The following is a 16,504-nucleotide window of genomic DNA, read 5'->3' as shown; positions in this document are numbered from 1 at the left end:
CCAATAAATTTGAACATTTTGTGACATTGGTGTGATAAATATCACTTTATTAGTGCTCGATACTTTAATTAACCCTTCTGATTTGTTACTTTTAAGAGAGTAACCGAGCACAAGTGAACTTATGCCGGGCTGTTCGATGCAGTTCCACCGTTGTGCAGAAGAGAACGGAGGGAGTGATCTCATGCACATTCTGACAATTGGCGTTAATTATCGTGATACTCCGGTACAAATTAGAGAAAGGCTGACGTTTCAGCCCTCAGTTTTAGAGCAGGCACTGACCGAATTAAGAGACACAAAAAGCATTTTTGAAGATGTGATCGTGTCCACATGCAACCGGACAGAACTCTATGTCGTTTGCGATCAGCTGCATACGGGTCGTTATTATAGCAAGAGGTTTTTTGCCGACTGGTTTCACAGCACACCGGAAACACTTAACCCTTTTATGATTATCAAAGAAGACCAGGAAGCAATCTGTCATCTATTCCGGGTTACATGCGGGCTGGATTCGATGATCCTTGGTGAGACGCAGATTCTTGGGCAAGTGCGGACCAGCTTTCTGGCTGCCCAGCAAGCCGGAACGACCGGAACATTTTTCAATGAACTGTTCAAAGAAGCCCTGACTGTCGCCAAACGCGCACAGGATGAAACACAGATCAATGATCACCCGGTATCCGTCAGTTATGCGGCGGTTAAACTGCTCCACGAAACGACAGGTCCGCTTGAGGACAAATCGGTGCTGATGATCGGTGCGGGTGATATGAGCAGGCTGGCGCTGAAGCATCTGACCGGCAGCGGTGTCCGCAATTTGACAGTGATGAATCGGACGAAGGAAAAAGCCGACCTGCTGGCTGAGCAGTTTCGTGGACAGGCGGCAGCGCTCAGCTCATTGGACGCCTGGATTGAGAGAAGCGATATTGTCTTTGCAGCAACCTCAGCTCCTGAATTTCTGATTACAGAGGCAAGACTCGCACCGCTTCTTACAGCGCGCGGAAACCGGCCGCTGACTCTGGTCGATATTGGCGTTCCGAGAAATATTGATCCGGAGATTGCCAGGATGGATGGGGTTCATCTGTTTGATATTGACAACTTGGAACGAATGGTCGACAAGAGTCTGGAAGCGCGCCGAAAATCGGCGCTTCGGATCGAACCGCTGATTGACCGGCAGATGGAAAAATACTCGGAATGGCTGCACACACTTGGCGTCGTCCCTGTGATTTCGGCACTGCGGAGAAAAGCACTCTCGATGCATTCGGAAATGATGCAACGAATTGAAAATAAACTGCCTGAAATGACGGAACAGGAGCGCAAGGTGATCAGCAAACAGGCCAAGAGCATGATCAACCAGCTGCTGCGCGACCCGATCAGCAAAATTAAAGAATTAGCCACCTGTGAGCATGGCCGACACGCGATTGACCATTTTGCTGAAATTTTTAATATTGCAAATGAAGTGGAACGTTCGGCCAAACCTGCACAGACTGGTGAGATGAAGGTGCTTCCGGATGGGCAATTTGAGAAGAACGTTCTTCAGAAGACGATCCGTTGCCGCTGACTGTTTGCCTTATGATCACCTTCAGAGATATCAGAAAAGTGGGGATATGATATGAGAATAATTCGGGTTGGATCAAGGAAGAGCAAACTGGCTCTGATTCAGAGCAACCTTGTCATCAACAGTCTGTCGGACATGTCCGTTCGCTTTTCCTTTGACATCCGGCATATTGTGACAAAGGGCGACCGAATTCGGAACGTGACGTTATCAAAAGTCGGCGGGAAAGGATTATTTGTCAAAGAAATTGAGCGTGCGTTGTTAGACGGAGATATTGATTTCGCAGTTCACAGTATGAAAGACATGCCTGCTGAGCTGCCTCAGGGACTCGAGATTGCATCAATCCCTATGCGTGAAGATCCGCACGATGTCCTGTTTTCCCAGGCGAATAAACAGCTAAAGGATCTTGCACCGGGGGCCGTGATTGGGTCAAGCAGCCTGCGCCGTGCCGCTCAGATTCTGCATATACGGCCCGATCTCGTCATCCGTCCGCTGCGCGGAAATGTGGATTCGCGGATTTCCCGGCTGAAATCGGGTGACTTCGATGCTATCGTGCTGGCTGAGGCCGGGATGAAAAGGCTGGGTGTAGAGGAAAAGGGCGCAGCTTTGCCGTTTGATCTCATGCTGCCGGCCGTTGGACAAGGCGCACTGGCGATTGAATGCCGGTCGTCGGATACCGAGTTGAAGACGCTCCTGAAAACAATCAATCATGAAGAAACAGCGACAACCGTTCGCGCGGAGCGCTCTTTTCTGAAACGGTTGAACGGGGGCTGCCAGGTACCGATAGCCGCATTTTGCGCGCGCGAGAAGGACGGTACATTGTCGCTAAGCGGGCTCGTCGCTTCAGCAGACGGTGCAAAGGTGCTGAAAGCCCGACGCTCAGGCGATCAGCCCGATGCGCTTGGAACTTTGGTAGCAGAAGACTTGCTGGCTCAGGGCGCGGGAAAAATTCTGTCCGGATTGAAATGGAGTGATACCGATGCCAGGTGAAAACCTGCCGGCACTCTTGAAAGGAAAACGGGTGCTGGTGACGCGCGCGCAGCATCAGTCTGCCGCCATGTGTGCCAGGATCCGTGATTATGGAGGTGAGGCTGTTCAAGTACCGTTGATCGATTACCGTCAGGCTCCGCTTTCCTATGAAGAGCGAAAAAACTGGCTTGATGCTGTGCAGCAGGCGGACTGGGTGATTCTAACCAGCCGAAACAGTCTGGACTTTTTCATGAACCTTTTGGATCGTCGCGAACGGCTGCAGGGAATCAGATTGGCCGTTGTCGGGAAAAAAACCGGTGAGCATCTCAAAACTTATGGGCTCCGCGCAGATTTTATCCCTGAGGCGTTTACCGTGCAGGGTTTGCTGGATGCCTTTTCTGATCACCGATTTAAGGCGGACCGGGTTGTCGTTCCGTTCGGTTCACTATCAGACATTGGCTGGCTCGAAAAACTAAGAGACTTGGGGATTAGGGTCACGAGCTGTGTCCTCTACCAGACTGAAGCAAATGTCTCAAGTCAAGCCCGCCTTGAAGGAATCATCGAATCGGGAAGCTTGTCGGCAATTACATTTGCAAGTCCGTCGGCAGTCCGTTTTTTTAAAGAGTTCCTGACAGAGCGCGCATGGCGCGGGGCAATGAAAAAATGCACAATCGCTGCCATCGGATTGACCACTGCGCAGGCACTAGATGCACTTGGATATGCACCGGACGTTGTTCCGGCACGATTTACTGCCGTTGATATGATTGACGCACTGGCAAACTACTATTCTAACAATGAAGGAAGTCATCGTAATGAACAGCAATCTTAAGTTTGACCGTCACCGCCGGCTCAGGCGCACTCCTGCCATCAGGAAGATGGTTCGCGAGACTTTTATACAGCCATCCGATTTCATCTATCCTATTTTTGTAACTGAAGAGGGGAGCAACGTTAAATCGGAGATTAAATCCATGCCGAACGTGTATCAGTATTCGCTGGACCGTCTTGATGAGGAATTGAAGGAAGTAGCCGCTCTTGGCATTCCATCGGTGATTTTTTTTGGCGTTCCGAAAGAAAAGGATGCTGTCGGTTCGAGTGCTTATGATGACCAGGGGATTGTCCAGCGGGCGATCCGCCAGACCAAGAAAAATTATCCGGATCTGGTTGTCATCGCCGATACCTGCATGTGCGAATACACGGATCACGGACACTGCGGTATTATTCACGATGGTGATGTGGACAATGATGAAAGCCTGACCTATCTTGCTAGAACCGCCGTATCGCAGGCTGAGGCTGGTGCGGATATCATTGCCCCTTCAAATATGATGGATGGTTTTGTAGCCGCGATCCGCCAGGCACTTGATGAATCCGGTTTCATGCAGATCCCGATTATGTCCTATGCGGTAAAATATGCTTCGGCCTACTTTGGCCCGTTTCGCGATGCTGCCGAGAGCGCGCCGAAATTCGGCAATCGGAAAACGTATCAGATGGATCCCGCCAATCGGCGCGAAGCTCTTAGAGAAGCCGAATCTGATGTTCAGGAAGGTGCTGATTTTATTATTGTTAAACCGGCATTACCTTATCTTGATGTACTCCGCGACGTGCGAAATCAGGTGACTCTGCCGCTTGTAGCTTATAATGTGAGCGGGGAATATGCGATGGTAAAGGCCGCGGCCCTGAACGGATGGATCGATGAGAAGGCGGTTGTTCTGGAGTCGCTGACCGCGATGAAACGGGCCGGGGCCGATATGATTATTACCTATCATGCCAAAGATGCAGTCCGCTGGCTCATGAAAGAAGAATGAGCGACGGATTTCAGTAAACCGCTGCTGGCTTTAAGAAAAAAATCGAAGCTGTCGAATACGCGTTTCTTAAGACATCGAACTCTTGACAGAATCATCCGTGTCAGGCAGGGCTGAATGAAGAACGGCTGGAAAAGGAAAAACGAGACCTTGTCCAATAAAAATCAACCCGGACAAGAGTACTGTCCGGGTTTTATTGCGATGGCTGATTGGTAAAGCATGCAAGTAGGGGGGAAGGCGAATGATCTCATTCTCCTTTATCATTTGAATAGGAATGAACAAAACTTGTCAGTGCACGCAGCGTCTCCTCCTTTACTTCAGGAAAAACGCCATGACCAAGGTTGAAAATATAGCCCGGCCGATCACTGATTTGGTCTAATAGAGACTTTGCACGAGCCTTCAGTATAGGCATTGGGGCAAGCAGCAGCGCAGGGTCAAGACTTCCCTGTATCGCTTTCGTGATTTGCAGCCTGCGCAGATCGTCTGCAGAGGTACGCCAATCGATCGACAGGACATCGGCAGGGAGTTTATTCCATTCCTTCAGCAGGTGACCTGCCCCAGCTGCAAAATACAGGCTCACCGCTCCTGTTTTTTGCAGTTCAGTAAAGATTTTTTTCATTGTTGGTGCAATGAACACCTGATAGTCTTCTTCGCCGAGTGCTCCTACCCAGGAATCAAAGACTTGTACAGCCTGCGCTCCTGCCCGGATTTGCGCTCGTAAATAATTCAGTGTCATTTCCGCCAAGTCGTCCATCAACGCCGACCAGTCATCGGGATGTGCATACATAAATCCCTTTGTCTGATGATAGTTCCTGGAGGGGCCGCCTTCAATCAGATAACTGGCCAGGGTAAATGCCGGCGAAGCNTCAACGCCGACCAGTCATCGGGATGTGCATACATAAATCCCTTTGTCTGATGATAGTTCCTGGAGGGGCCGCCTTCAATCAGATAACTGGCCAGGGTAAATGGGGCGCCGGCGAAGCCGATCAACGGCACGTTCAGCTGCTGATGCAGCAATTCGATCGTATCCATAACAAAAGGCAGATCGCGGACCGGATCCAGTTGCAGCCAATGAGCAAAGTCTACTCCTGAACGGACCGGCTGACTCAATACGGGCCCGACGCCTTCAACCAGCTCAACATCAATTTTTCTTGCTTTGAGCGGTGTCATGATATCGGCAAAAAGGATCGCTGCGTCAACGTCGAGCTTTTCAACCGGAAGCCGGGTCACCTGCGCACAGAGCTCCGGATGGCGGCTAATTTCAAAAAAAGAATAACGTTCGCGAATGGCTCTGTATTCAGCCTGATAGCGCCCCGCCTGTCTCATAAACCAGACCGGTGTATAAGGAACAGTCTCTTTTCGACACGCTTTTAGAAAAACATCATTAAACAGTTGTCTCATTCCTTTCAAACTAATAGATGTAGACGTCTTCTCATTCAATTTGGGCAGTGAGACCAGACAGGCTGTCTTTCTTATTTACGGATTTGCCAGTATGGTTTTCGGGTGAGATCCCTTGTCATATTTTACGTGAAAAATCTCTTTTTTTCACCTCCTGCACGGCTCAGTTGATCTATTTAGGGCCTGTTGAGCGGGTAACATTTTTATTCATATAGATTTGAAGCGTAAAAATTTTCCTAATAAATGTGTACTATATAGCAGAAAACCATATTTGTTATATTTTCTGCGTGTTTTTTAATCTTTGCAAGGGACGGGTTCTATCCAATTTTTTAATATAAATGCTTTGTACGCTCTTAATTTGATACTTGTACATTCGAGGAGTGGATTTTTTGTGGAAAATAAAAAAACTGGATTACTTATAATGGCTTACGGGACTCCGGAAAACCTAGATCAGGTGGAAGCCTATTACACGCATATCCGTCACGGAAAAAAGCCTTCGGAAGTTTTGCTGAATAACTTAAAGCGCCGTTATCAGGCAATTGGCGGCGTTTCGCCTCTTGCCCGAATTACCCGCGAGCAGGGAGAGAAATTAACCGACAGGCTGAATCAGAAAACCAACGGCAGGACGTTTAAGCTATATCTTGGTATGAAACATACAACGCCTTTCATCGAGGATGCGGTGGCACAGATGGCAAAAGACGGGATGGAAGAAGCGGTCAGCCTCATTCTCGCGCCTCATTATTCAGCGTTCAGTGTCAAGGCCTATAATGACCGGGCCCAGGTAACGGCACAGAAATCGGGCGGTCCGAAAATTTATGCCATTAATTCCTGGTACGATGAACCCCAATTTATTTCATTCTGGGCGGAACAAGTAAATAAAGTGATGACAAAGATTGAAGACGTCTCAAAAACGGTCGTTATTTTCTCCGCACACAGTCTTCCGGAAAAAATTCTGGCCGGCAGCGACCCTTATCCGGATCAAGTCAAAAAAACGGCGCAGCTGATTGCAGAACTGGCCCATCTGAAAAACTTCGCGATCGGCTGGCAAAGCGCCGGAAAGACAGGCGAGCCATAGATCGGACCGGATGTGCAGGATCTGACGCGGCGTCTTTATAAAGAAAAGGGCTATGAATTCTACGTTTACTGTCCGATTGGTTTCGTTGCCGAGCACCTGGAAGTGCTTTATGATAATGATCAAATATGTAAAAAATTAACAAATGAGTTGGGTGTTCAATATTACCGTCCGGAAATGCCCAATGTCCATCCACAGTTCATTGAAAGTCTTGCTGACGCGGTGACTAAGAAAATAACCGAGCTGAGTCAGATCAATGCGTGAGCGGATACCATAGCTAATAAAAAGATGTACAGCTAATTTAAACGTTAAATCGGAGGATGAACAGTATATGGCAGAAGCAGCAGAAACACTGGATGGCTGGTATTGCCTGCATGACTTTCAAACCATCAATTGGTCGAAATGGAGAGCTCTTTCTGCTACGGAACGGCAGACCGCCATGCAGGAATTCAAGGAGTTTGTCGATCATTTAAGTCAAAATGAGGAGAATAAAGAGGGGAGTTACGCCTTCTACTCTATTATCGGTCAAAAAGCAGACTTTATGTTTATGTGGTTAAGGCCGACAATGGAGGAGCTTAATGAGCTGGAAACACTGTTTAACAAAACGAAGTTTGCGGAAGTAACTAGTCCAACCTATTCCTATGTGTCAGTGATTGAACTGAGCAATTATCTCGGCAAAGACGGCGGAGATCCGTACGCCAATCCGCGCGTTCAGACGCGGTTGAAACCGATTCTTCCAAAGACAGACTATTTTTGTTTTTATCCGATGAATAAAAAACGGGAACAGCAGGATAACTGGTACATGCTTCCGATGGATGCGCGCCGTGAAATGATGAAAAACCATGGCCGCATCGGCAGAAGCTATGCCGGGAGAATTAAGCAGGTGATTACCGGATCGGTTGGGTTTGATGACTGGGAGTGGGGGGTCACCCTGTTTTCCGATGATGTGCTTCAGTTTAAGAAACTCGTTTATGAAATGCGTTTTGATGAAGTCAGTGCCCGGTTTGGAGAATTTGGTTCTTTCTATGTCGGCACGTTTTTAGATAATGACCGATTTACGAAGATGATGGAATAACTGCAGGATGACGGAAGAATCGTTGAAAAATTGAATCATAAAAAAATATCTATTCCAAAATCGCGATTCTGTCACTTTAACAGCGGCCACATATCATTGTACGGATCATGCGGGAGCACTTTGAAATCAATAAGACAACATCCCTGAAAAATAAAGGGATGTTGCCCTCTTTTTATAATCTAATTGACTAACCGATATCTAAGATATTTCAAATGTTTTTCGGACGCTATTTGATCGCTTTCTTCAGTCCATTCATTTTTTCAATTGAAAGGCCTCTCAGTTCAGAGATTGTAGAAATATCCATCTTCCCTTTAAACATCCTGACAAAGCTAGTGATACGGGGCATAAAGAATAATTAAAATGGAGCTGTGTCAATCCCGACCATGGCCACATATCATTTGATTATGGGAACCTCATCCTTTTTGATTCATGCGGTGTTTAAGGCAGAAGGGGTGTTTAGGAGCTATCGGGAAGAGGAAATTGATCGCTGGATTTTTCACGAAAAATAGGTTATCCATTATTTTACAAAAGCCATATTTTTTAAATAGCTTGACAGTTCTCCGGTTAATTGTTATATTTTATTTCAACAAATTCAAGGAGTTTTTAGAATGATATCTGCCAAACGATGCTTGAACTCACAATTGAATCGATATTATTACTTTGGTTGGTTTAGCTAGTGTTTGCAGCTACGAACGGGGTAGATGCAAACACTGACGCGTTTGCATCTATTCTGGCCAAAGTCGTTTTGTATATCCATTAAAAACGAAGCCACATAGATGTTGCAATGAGAATTGTCAATAAGCTGTGTGGCTTTTTTATACCCCCATTTTGTTGGGGTGGTTTCTTAAAGTCCCACGGTTTACTGACAACCGTGGGGCTTTTTGCATACGCGATATGCGCGGCAGACGGGCGGTGAAAACGTGCTGTAGATATAGCTGTAGAACGATAACTAACGTACGAGGTGGGATTAAAGATGAAGTTTGACGCAATCGATCAATTAAGTGTGAATGCCGTTCGGATGTTGAGTTGTGAGAGTATTGAACGTGCTCATTCAGGGCACCCGGGGTTGCCACTCGGTGCAGCACCGATGGCTTATGTATTATGGCGCAATCATTTACACATTAATCCTAAGGATCCTCAATGGTTTAACCGCGATCGCTTTGTTCTATCGTCAGGTCATGGTTCAGCGATGCTGTACAGTTTGCTGCATTTGGCGGGATTTCAACTGTCGATTGACGATTTAAAGCAGTTTCGCCAGTTTCACAGCCATACACCGGGGCATCCGGAGCTTGGTGTCGTCAGTGGTGTCGATGCGACAACAGGCCCATTAGGACAAGGGTTGGGCATGGCTGTCGGTATGGCTATGGCTGAAGCCCACTTAGGATCGAGATATAATCGGGGACCAACTAAAGTGGTCAACCATCATACGTTTGTGTTATGTGGGGATGGGGATTTGATGGAGGGTATTTCCCACGAAGCGGCCAGTTTGGCGGGTCATCTTAAGTTGAACAAATTAATCGTTTTGTATGATTCAAATGCTGTCTCACTGGATGGACCAACCCATCTTTCGTTTACAGATGATGTTTGCGGACGCTTTGAAAGCTATGGCTGGCACTATGAACGTGTTGAAGACGGCAATGATTTAGAAGCCATTGACGCAGCGATTATCGAAGCGAAAACACAAACAGCTGAACCTACGATTATTGAGATAAAGACCGTGATCGGATTTGGTGCCCCGAATCAAGGCACAAATAAGGTTCATGGCGCGCCGCTTGGTGCGACAGGAATAGTGGAGCTAAGGAAACGATTAAATTGGAACTTTCCCGAATTTACGGTTCCCCAAGGGATTTATGATCGTTTTCAAGGAACGGTTGCACAGCGCGGCACCTTTGCGGAAGAACAGTGGCTCCATCGAGTTGAAGCATTGGCGATCCGTCAACCTACGCTCGCACAGCAATTGAAACAGTCACTGGATCATCAATTGCCGGAAAATTGGCAGGACGTTTTACCCAAGTATCAAGTGGGCACAAGTGCTGCAAGTCGCGATACAAGTCATAGCGCGATTCAGGCTCTGGCTCATAAAATTCCATTCTTGTGGGGCGGATCCGCCGATCTGGCCAGTTCCAATAAAACCAACATGGATGATGAGGACTTGTTTACTGCTGTCAATCGATCCGGGCGCAACATTGCATTTGGCGTGCGTGAGTTTGCTGAAGGGGCGGCTTTAAATGGTATCATGTTGCACGGGGGCAGCAGAATTTTTGGCGGGACGTTTCTCGTCTTTTCTGATTACATGCGCGCCGCTATTCGGCTCGCTGCACTGCAAAAGCTGCCCGTAATTTATATTTTCACTCATGATTCCATTGCAGTCGGAGAAGATGGGCCGACCCATGAACCTATTGAGCATTTAATGAGCCTGCGGGCAATGTCCAATGTTTCGGTGATTCGGCCTGCTGATGCGAATGAAACGGTGGAGGCATGGAAGGCGGCGCTGCAATCTACAGATCATCCAACAGTGTTGATCCTGTCCCGGCAGAAATTGGCCGTTTTGAAAAACACTGTACAGTTAGCGCAAGACGGCGTTCATCGCGGGGGGTACGTTCTCTCTCCACAAAATGGAACGGTGCCTCACGGCATTTTAATCGCAACGGGTTCCGAGGTTCAATTGGCCATGAACGCCCAGCAGGTTTTATCCCATGAGGGTTATGATGTTTCGGTGGTATCGATGCCAAGTTTTGATCGGTTTAACCGGCAAAGCCGTACGTACCGTGAATCCGTATTACCCGTTCGAGTACGCCGAAGGATTTCTATAGAAATGGGGACCACACTTGGCTGGGAACGTTTCGTCGGACTGGATGGCGTCAGCTTAGGTATCGATACATTTGGCGCCAGTGGTGCTGCGGGAGACCTTATTCCGGCATACGGATTCAAAGTGGAACACGTGGTAGCCAGCTATCGGAAATTGGCGAAAGAAATACCACCTGATGATTTTGACTGGGGCAGAAATAAAAAAATTATCTAACTAAGTGAGGGAAAAAGGATGATTATTCAATTAAAACAACCAATAAACACAACAATTGTTGATGAACTCAAAGTAAAATTTGCCCGAATGCGTAAACAGGTCTTTGTGAATAACAACTATCTGGCCGTGATTGATCTGGATCACTTTGATTTTACAGATCAGGAATCCGCAGCGATTGACCAAGTGAAGATGAAGACATCAACCTATGTGCTGGGCAGCCGCATGTTTCATCCGGAAGACACACGGATCAAATTACCGCATTCGCAGATTGGCGGCAGTGATTTCACGATGATGGCCGGACCATGCTCCGTTGAATCGGAAGAGCATATACGGCGCATGGCAAAAGTTGCTAGACAAGGCGGCGCAACACTATTGCGCGGCGGGGCGTTCAAACCGCGCACCACTCCATACTCGTTTCAGGGGTTAGGTGAAGAGGGTTTACGATTTTTGCGTGAAGCAGCTGATGAAAACGGAATGGACGTGATTACCGAGGTAATGGATGAAACCCATGTACCAATGGTCGCCGAGTACACAGATGTATTTCAGATTGGCGCCCGCAATATGCAGAATTTCTCGTTATTAAAAGCGGTCAGTAAAACGCGGATTCCGGTCGCACTGAAACGAGGACTGGCCGCAACGATTGATGATCTGCTCAATGCTTCGGAATACATTGCCAGTGGGGGTAACCACAACATTATGTTGATTGAACGTGGCATTCGCACATTTGATAACAAATACACCCGCAATACTTTTGATTTGGGAGCCGTGCCCGTTTTGCAAAAGCTGACTCATTACCCGATTATTGTGGATCCAAGTCATGCGGTTGGTGCATGGGATCTGGTCGCTCCAATGGCCTATGCAGGTGCAGCAAGCGGCGCGAGTGGGATGATCGTCGAAATACACGACGACCCGGAACATGCCTTTTCCGATGGTCCTCAAGCGTTAAAACCAGATAACTACTTAGCGATGAGCGCACATGTTTTTGCACTCAGGCAATTGATGGATTCCTGGGAGGGCTGACTATGGAGAACGTTCAAGTGGATTTACCCCAAAAACGATATACTGTGCGAATTGAAAGGGGACTATTAAACCACATAGGAATGTTCGTCTCACAGCTCTGGACATCACGCAAGATTGCCGTGATCAGCGACAGTAATGTAGCGCCGTTATATGAGCGACAAGTGGTGAAAGAATTAAAAACTGCGGGATTTACTGTGAAAGCTTATCCCGTGCCGGCGGGAGAAACCTCGAAAACCTGGCAAACAGCTGTTCACTTATATCAGAAATTGGCCGCTGATCATTTTACGAGGACAGACAGCGTGCTGGCATTAGGCGGCGGTGTTGTGGGCGACCTGGCGGGCTTTGTGGCTTCAACGTTTATGCGGGGACTGGCACTGATTCAGATGCCCACGTCAACACTTGCACAGGTAGACAGCAGTGTCGGAGGTAAAACGGCAATTGATCTGGATATGAGAAAAAATATGGTTGGAACCTTTTATCAACCAGACGCTGTTTTCATTGATCCTGATATGTTAGCGACACTGCCACAACGTTATGTCGTTGAAGGTTACGCTGAAATAGTCAAAATGGCGGCACTCGCAGGGGGCTCTTTTTGGCAAATGATTGAACAGATTAATCAGCCGGAAGATATTCTCAAGTACGGATATGAATTGATTTACAGGAGTGTTGCGTATAAAGCGAGCGTTGTCATGGAGGATGAAAAAGAAAAAGGGCACCGGCAATTTTTAAACTTTGGCCACTCGATCGGCCACGCAATTGAATTACTGTCTGACGGGAAATTAGCCCACGGCGAAGCAATCAGTATTGGAATGGTCCAGTTAACCCGACTTTTTGAAAATTGCGGCTTGTCGCCTCAGGGTATAACAGATCTGCTGACAGAGAGATTACAAGCCGTAGGATTGCCGTTAAATTCAGTGTTGATTGGCACGCCGGCTTTTATAGAGAAATTAAAAAATGATAAAAAGAATCATGGAAACCTGCTTCATCTCGTTTACTTGAAAGCATTGGGCCAGCCTACATTTTATCCGATCCCGATTGATCAAACCCAATCATTTTTTTCCAAGAAAGATAAGTAAACAAGGAACAAATCCTTGATGCTGCTTTGATTCTCTCTGAGTTAACAGATGAAATAACAAAATCTTTTAATCAGTGGGGAAGTAACCTGAATATTGCGGTGAAAGAAAAGCATCAATTGAAACAGCTATTTGAATTTTACCTATTCCGATTCCGATGATCCAGGTAGGCGACCGGTAATTATTATTGACGACAAGATCCTGAGAACTATTTGGTCGTTTCTACAACCAGTCAGCCCAGACATAGTTCCCTTAGATGGTATGATGAATTTAGGATTCCTATTTTAAATTGGCGAAAAGACGGTTTTGAAAGACAATTCTGGTGTAGGGGAACGCCAATCCTTCGTTATTCCCTTCATGACTTGCAAAATCAGGTTAAAGATAAAGCCCATGACTCTATCGGAAAAATGACACTGCCCGATTTTAACTATATCATATCGGAAATGAATAAATTAGAGTTGCTATAATATCCTTCAGATACCATACTGGAGGTCTTTTTACATAAATGGCTCTCTTTTTTCTCATTGCAATTTGGCTTCCCCCTAATAAAACACGGACTACCCAAAAGCTTAGCTTTTTTTCCCACTTCATTTTAAGCATGGCTGGCTAAATCTGATAAACCATGAAATTTGATGATTGTTACCGAAGTTCTACTACGATGTTCTGAAGTATTGCAAAAAATTACACTGAAGAAATTGGCGAAAAAGCGTAACGACCATATCCCATTTATTTCGTTTTGATTCAGTACAGAGATCTCAGTTCATTAACTTGTTAGGGACAACCCGTTTGCATGTCGAATCACTGAAAAGGGGATACTTCTTTTGTAGATGACTCTTTTTATATTTTTTGATCAAGCGGGGGTTGGATAATGTCAGGACGGTCAAAAAACGGGCAGCGCTGGCGGGAACTTTTTTCAAAAACAATATTCTCTTTGATCGGCGTAGCGATCCTAGCTTTAGGTGCAACGTTGTGCAAACAGGGGAAGATTGGGCTTGATCCTTTTACCGCTCTCAATATTGGCGTATCGAGTAAATTACATCTGAGTTTGGGCATTTATCAGCTGCTTGTCAATGTGGTCATTATCATTTTTGTCGTTTTGTTAGATCGGAAAAAGATTGGGATTGGAACGATCATTAATATGGTGTTCGCCGGTTTTATGATCGACTGGTTCTCCAGATTTTATGTTTTATTTTTTCACTATCATGCGACGATCCTGACGATGATCGTTAATGGTCTTTTAGGGTTGCTGTTATTTACATTGGGTACATCCTTATACATGTCCGCTAATTTGGGAGTTGCGCCTTATGATGCCATCGCGCCGATTGCTTCCAACAGGCTGCATATCAAGTACAGATTTTGCCGCATCGCTCAGGATATCGCTTTTATGATCGCAGCATTGATTGCGAGAGGGCCGATCGGTTTGGCGACCATCATTATCGCATTCTTTGCCGGGCCATTGATCACACTTTGGGACAAGTATGTGAGCAGCCGTCTTGTTTCGAGAGTCATTGCATTCAGCGAACATCCTTCCGGGAAAAGTATTGGACAGGGCTTTACCGGTGCAGGTAGATATACTTATTATTTAGTAAAGCACAGTTATGATCAGACGGTGGAGACACAAGAGAAACTGTCTCATTATTCCGATGCGCAATTGCAGCAGAAGCAAAAGCAGGCGCGCCGGACTTTGAGAGATGCTAAAACGGTAATCGATAATACGAGGATCCAATACGGTTTGTTGAAGAAAGAAGAACGGCGGCGAGAGACGAAAGAAGAAAGCAAAAGGAATAAAAAGCCGGATTAATCAAGGAATAATCATATGAAATATGCGTCTAAATCATTACATTGTCGATATATTTTCCATGCGTTTTTGTAATATGTAATGCAAATTCTCTTATTTTGCTGTAATCTTGTAATTAAGCGAAAAAAATTTTTGATATTTTGCGAGTTTTTAATCAATATTAGTTTCACATACATAATTTTTGAAAAACCTGCTGTTATTTATGCTTACGTCCGGAGCAATCGGGAAACACTTCAATAGCACGTATCAGCTGTTTTCTAATTATTTTCAATTCATCGGCCTCAAGGCGTATACAGTGAAAAAATACAGAATGGATCAGGTGATCAGGGTGATTAGTTGGGTTATTGGTTTGGCAATTATTCTCTCAATCGCAATCAGTTATAAGACAAAAATCAACACTGGAATTCTGGCCATTGCTTTTGCTTATCTCATCGGCAGTTTCATTCTGAAGATGGAGCCGGCGAAAATTATCGCTTTGTGGCCGATATCGATTTTCTTCGTCATACTGGCTGTCACGCTTTTTTTCAACTTTGCAGTCGTCAACGGGACACTTGAGAAAATATCCGGTTATTTCCTGTACCGAAGCCGTCAGCATCCATTTTTAATGCCGCTGGTCATCCTTTTTTCAGCAATTCTGATGTCAGCTCTGGGCGCCGGCTATTATGCGATAATGGTCCTGCTTGTTCCGATGACTTTGCTTGCCTGTGATCGGATTGGTCTCGATCCGCTGATCGGCGCGCTGTGTGCCAGCTTCGGGGCCCAGGCCGGAGCCAACTTTATGATCAGTGCCAACGGTGTCATTTTCAGAGGCCTGATATCCAGTGAGGGATATAGTAACAGCTTTGCTTTTACCGAATCATCGGCTATTTTTATTGTGTATTTAATTATTGCTATTCTAGTGATCGTCACGCTGATCAGTCTTAGAAAAAATCGTAAAGCGCTTCGTACAGAAATCGAAAGTCTGGAAATGAACAAACCAGAGCCGCTCAATCACAAGCAGAAAATAAACCTTTATCTCATCGCGCTGTTTGTGATCGTGCTTCTCTTGCCGGCCATTCTGCATGCGTTTGCCCCGGGCAATACCGTGCTGACTTATATCAGTTCAAAAGTTGATGTCGGACTGGTCGCTATTTTCTTCGCTGTTATCGCTTCTTTGCTGCAGCTGGCCGATGAGAAGCGCGTGATTGAAAGGGTGCCATGGCATACACTGTTAATGATCTCTGGTGTAGGCATTTTGATCGGGGTGGCGATCAAGGCAGGGACCATTCAGCTGCTGGCGAACTGGGTCGGATCGAGTGTGCCCGGTTTTCTTGTGCCGATCTCTTTATGCCTGATTGCGGCGATTATGACATCATTCAGCAGCCTGATCGGTGTCGTTGCGCCGGCTTTGTTTCCGATCGTTCCGTCAGTCGCCCATCTGACAGGTTTAAATCCGATTCTATTGTATACGTGCATTGTCATCGGCGGCCTGTCGGCGGCAATTTCTCCCTTCTCATCAGGAGGCGCGCTGGTGCTCGGATTTTGTCCGACTGAAAAAGAGCGCCAGGTGATGTTTACTAAGGAATTATTCCGCGGCTGGCCCATCTGTGTCGGTTCCTCCTTAGTGATGAGTCTGATCATTTTCGCTGTTTTCCATTGATGAAAAAGTAAGGGCCATATTTTCAAACGTCGCTTCGATTCTTATAAATATATAGACACAATGGTTTTGTATCCCAACGGGTAGATTCTCAGTCAA

The 16,504-nt window shown here is 46.3% G+C and carries 10 protein-coding genes and 2 pseudogenes; 11 read left to right on the top strand and 1 reads right to left on the bottom strand.

Annotated elements, in window-relative coordinates; genetic code table 11:
- Nucleotides 1-181 precede the first annotated feature (181 nt).
- Genes hemA through hemB form a run of 4 tightly spaced genes read left to right on the top strand, consistent with a single transcriptional unit; the run spans nt 182 to nt 4,314 of the window.
- Nucleotides 182-1,549, top strand: a complete 1,368-nt coding sequence (gene hemA, locus COP04_RS10875) for a glutamyl-tRNA reductase (RefSeq protein ID WP_100488042.1) — start codon at nt 182-184, stop codon at nt 1,547-1,549.
- A 51-nt stretch (nt 1,550-1,600) separates the two neighbouring features.
- Entirely contained in the window at nt 1,601-2,533 is a 933-nt protein-coding gene (gene hemC, locus COP04_RS10870) for a hydroxymethylbilane synthase (protein ID WP_100488041.1), read from the top strand.
- Nucleotides 2,523-3,341 carry a uroporphyrinogen-III synthase gene (locus tag COP04_RS10865; RefSeq protein ID WP_100488040.1) on the top strand — a complete coding sequence of 273 codons (819 nt, stop codon included), beginning with the start codon at nt 2,523-2,525 and terminating at the stop codon, nt 3,339-3,341. Before hemC ends, COP04_RS10865 begins: the two co-directional genes overlap by 11 nt.
- Complete coding sequence (gene hemB / locus COP04_RS10860; RefSeq protein ID WP_100488039.1) at nt 3,325-4,314, top strand: porphobilinogen synthase; 990 nt, start codon at nt 3,325-3,327, stop codon at nt 4,312-4,314. Before COP04_RS10865 ends, hemB begins: the two co-directional genes overlap by 17 nt.
- 244 nt (nt 4,315-4,558) lie before the next feature.
- On the opposite strand, the pseudogene COP04_RS20895 reads toward hemB, so the two are convergent.
- Nucleotides 4,559-5,677: pseudogene (locus COP04_RS20895) on the bottom strand (uroporphyrinogen decarboxylase); the annotation flags it as partial.
- A gap of 423 nt (nt 5,678-6,100) precedes the next feature.
- On the opposite strand from COP04_RS20895, the pseudogene hemH reads away from it, so the two are divergent.
- From hemH to COP04_RS10815, 7 genes and pseudogenes are all read left to right on the top strand, one after another.
- A pseudogene (gene hemH, locus COP04_RS10845) lies at nt 6,101-7,045 on the top strand (ferrochelatase).
- A 67-nt stretch (nt 7,046-7,112) separates the two neighbouring features.
- On the top strand, nt 7,113-7,856 hold the full coding sequence (hemQ, locus tag COP04_RS10840) for a hydrogen peroxide-dependent heme synthase (protein ID WP_100488036.1): 744 nt from the start codon (nt 7,113-7,115) through the stop codon (nt 7,854-7,856).
- Between the two features lie 973 nt (nt 7,857-8,829).
- A complete protein-coding gene (tkt, locus tag COP04_RS10835; protein ID WP_100488035.1) occupies nt 8,830-10,878 on the top strand; it encodes a transketolase in 2,049 nt (682 codons plus the stop codon).
- A gap of 18 nt (nt 10,879-10,896) precedes the next feature.
- On the top strand, nt 10,897-11,898 hold the full coding sequence (aroF, locus tag COP04_RS10830) for a 3-deoxy-7-phosphoheptulonate synthase (RefSeq protein ID WP_100488034.1): 1,002 nt from the start codon (nt 10,897-10,899) through the stop codon (nt 11,896-11,898).
- 2 nt (nt 11,899-11,900) lie between these two features.
- Nucleotides 11,901-12,974, top strand: coding sequence for a 3-dehydroquinate synthase (gene aroB / locus COP04_RS10825; RefSeq protein ID WP_100488033.1), 1,074 nt, complete (start codon nt 11,901-11,903; stop codon nt 12,972-12,974).
- An 865-nt stretch (nt 12,975-13,839) separates the two neighbouring features.
- A complete protein-coding gene (locus COP04_RS10820; RefSeq protein WP_100488032.1) occupies nt 13,840-14,772 on the top strand; it encodes a YczE/YyaS/YitT family protein in 933 nt (310 codons plus the stop codon).
- A 292-nt stretch (nt 14,773-15,064) separates the two neighbouring features.
- On the top strand, nt 15,065-16,408 hold the full coding sequence (locus tag COP04_RS10815) for an SLC13 family permease (protein WP_239984840.1): 1,344 nt from the start codon (nt 15,065-15,067) through the stop codon (nt 16,406-16,408).
- Nucleotides 16,409-16,504 lie beyond the last annotated feature (96 nt).

Source organism: Sporolactobacillus pectinivorans (assembly GCF_002802965.1).
Lineage (GTDB): Bacteria > Bacillota > Bacilli > Bacillales > Sporolactobacillaceae > Sporolactobacillus > Sporolactobacillus pectinivorans.
This window is presented reverse-complemented; position numbering and strand designations above follow the sequence as displayed.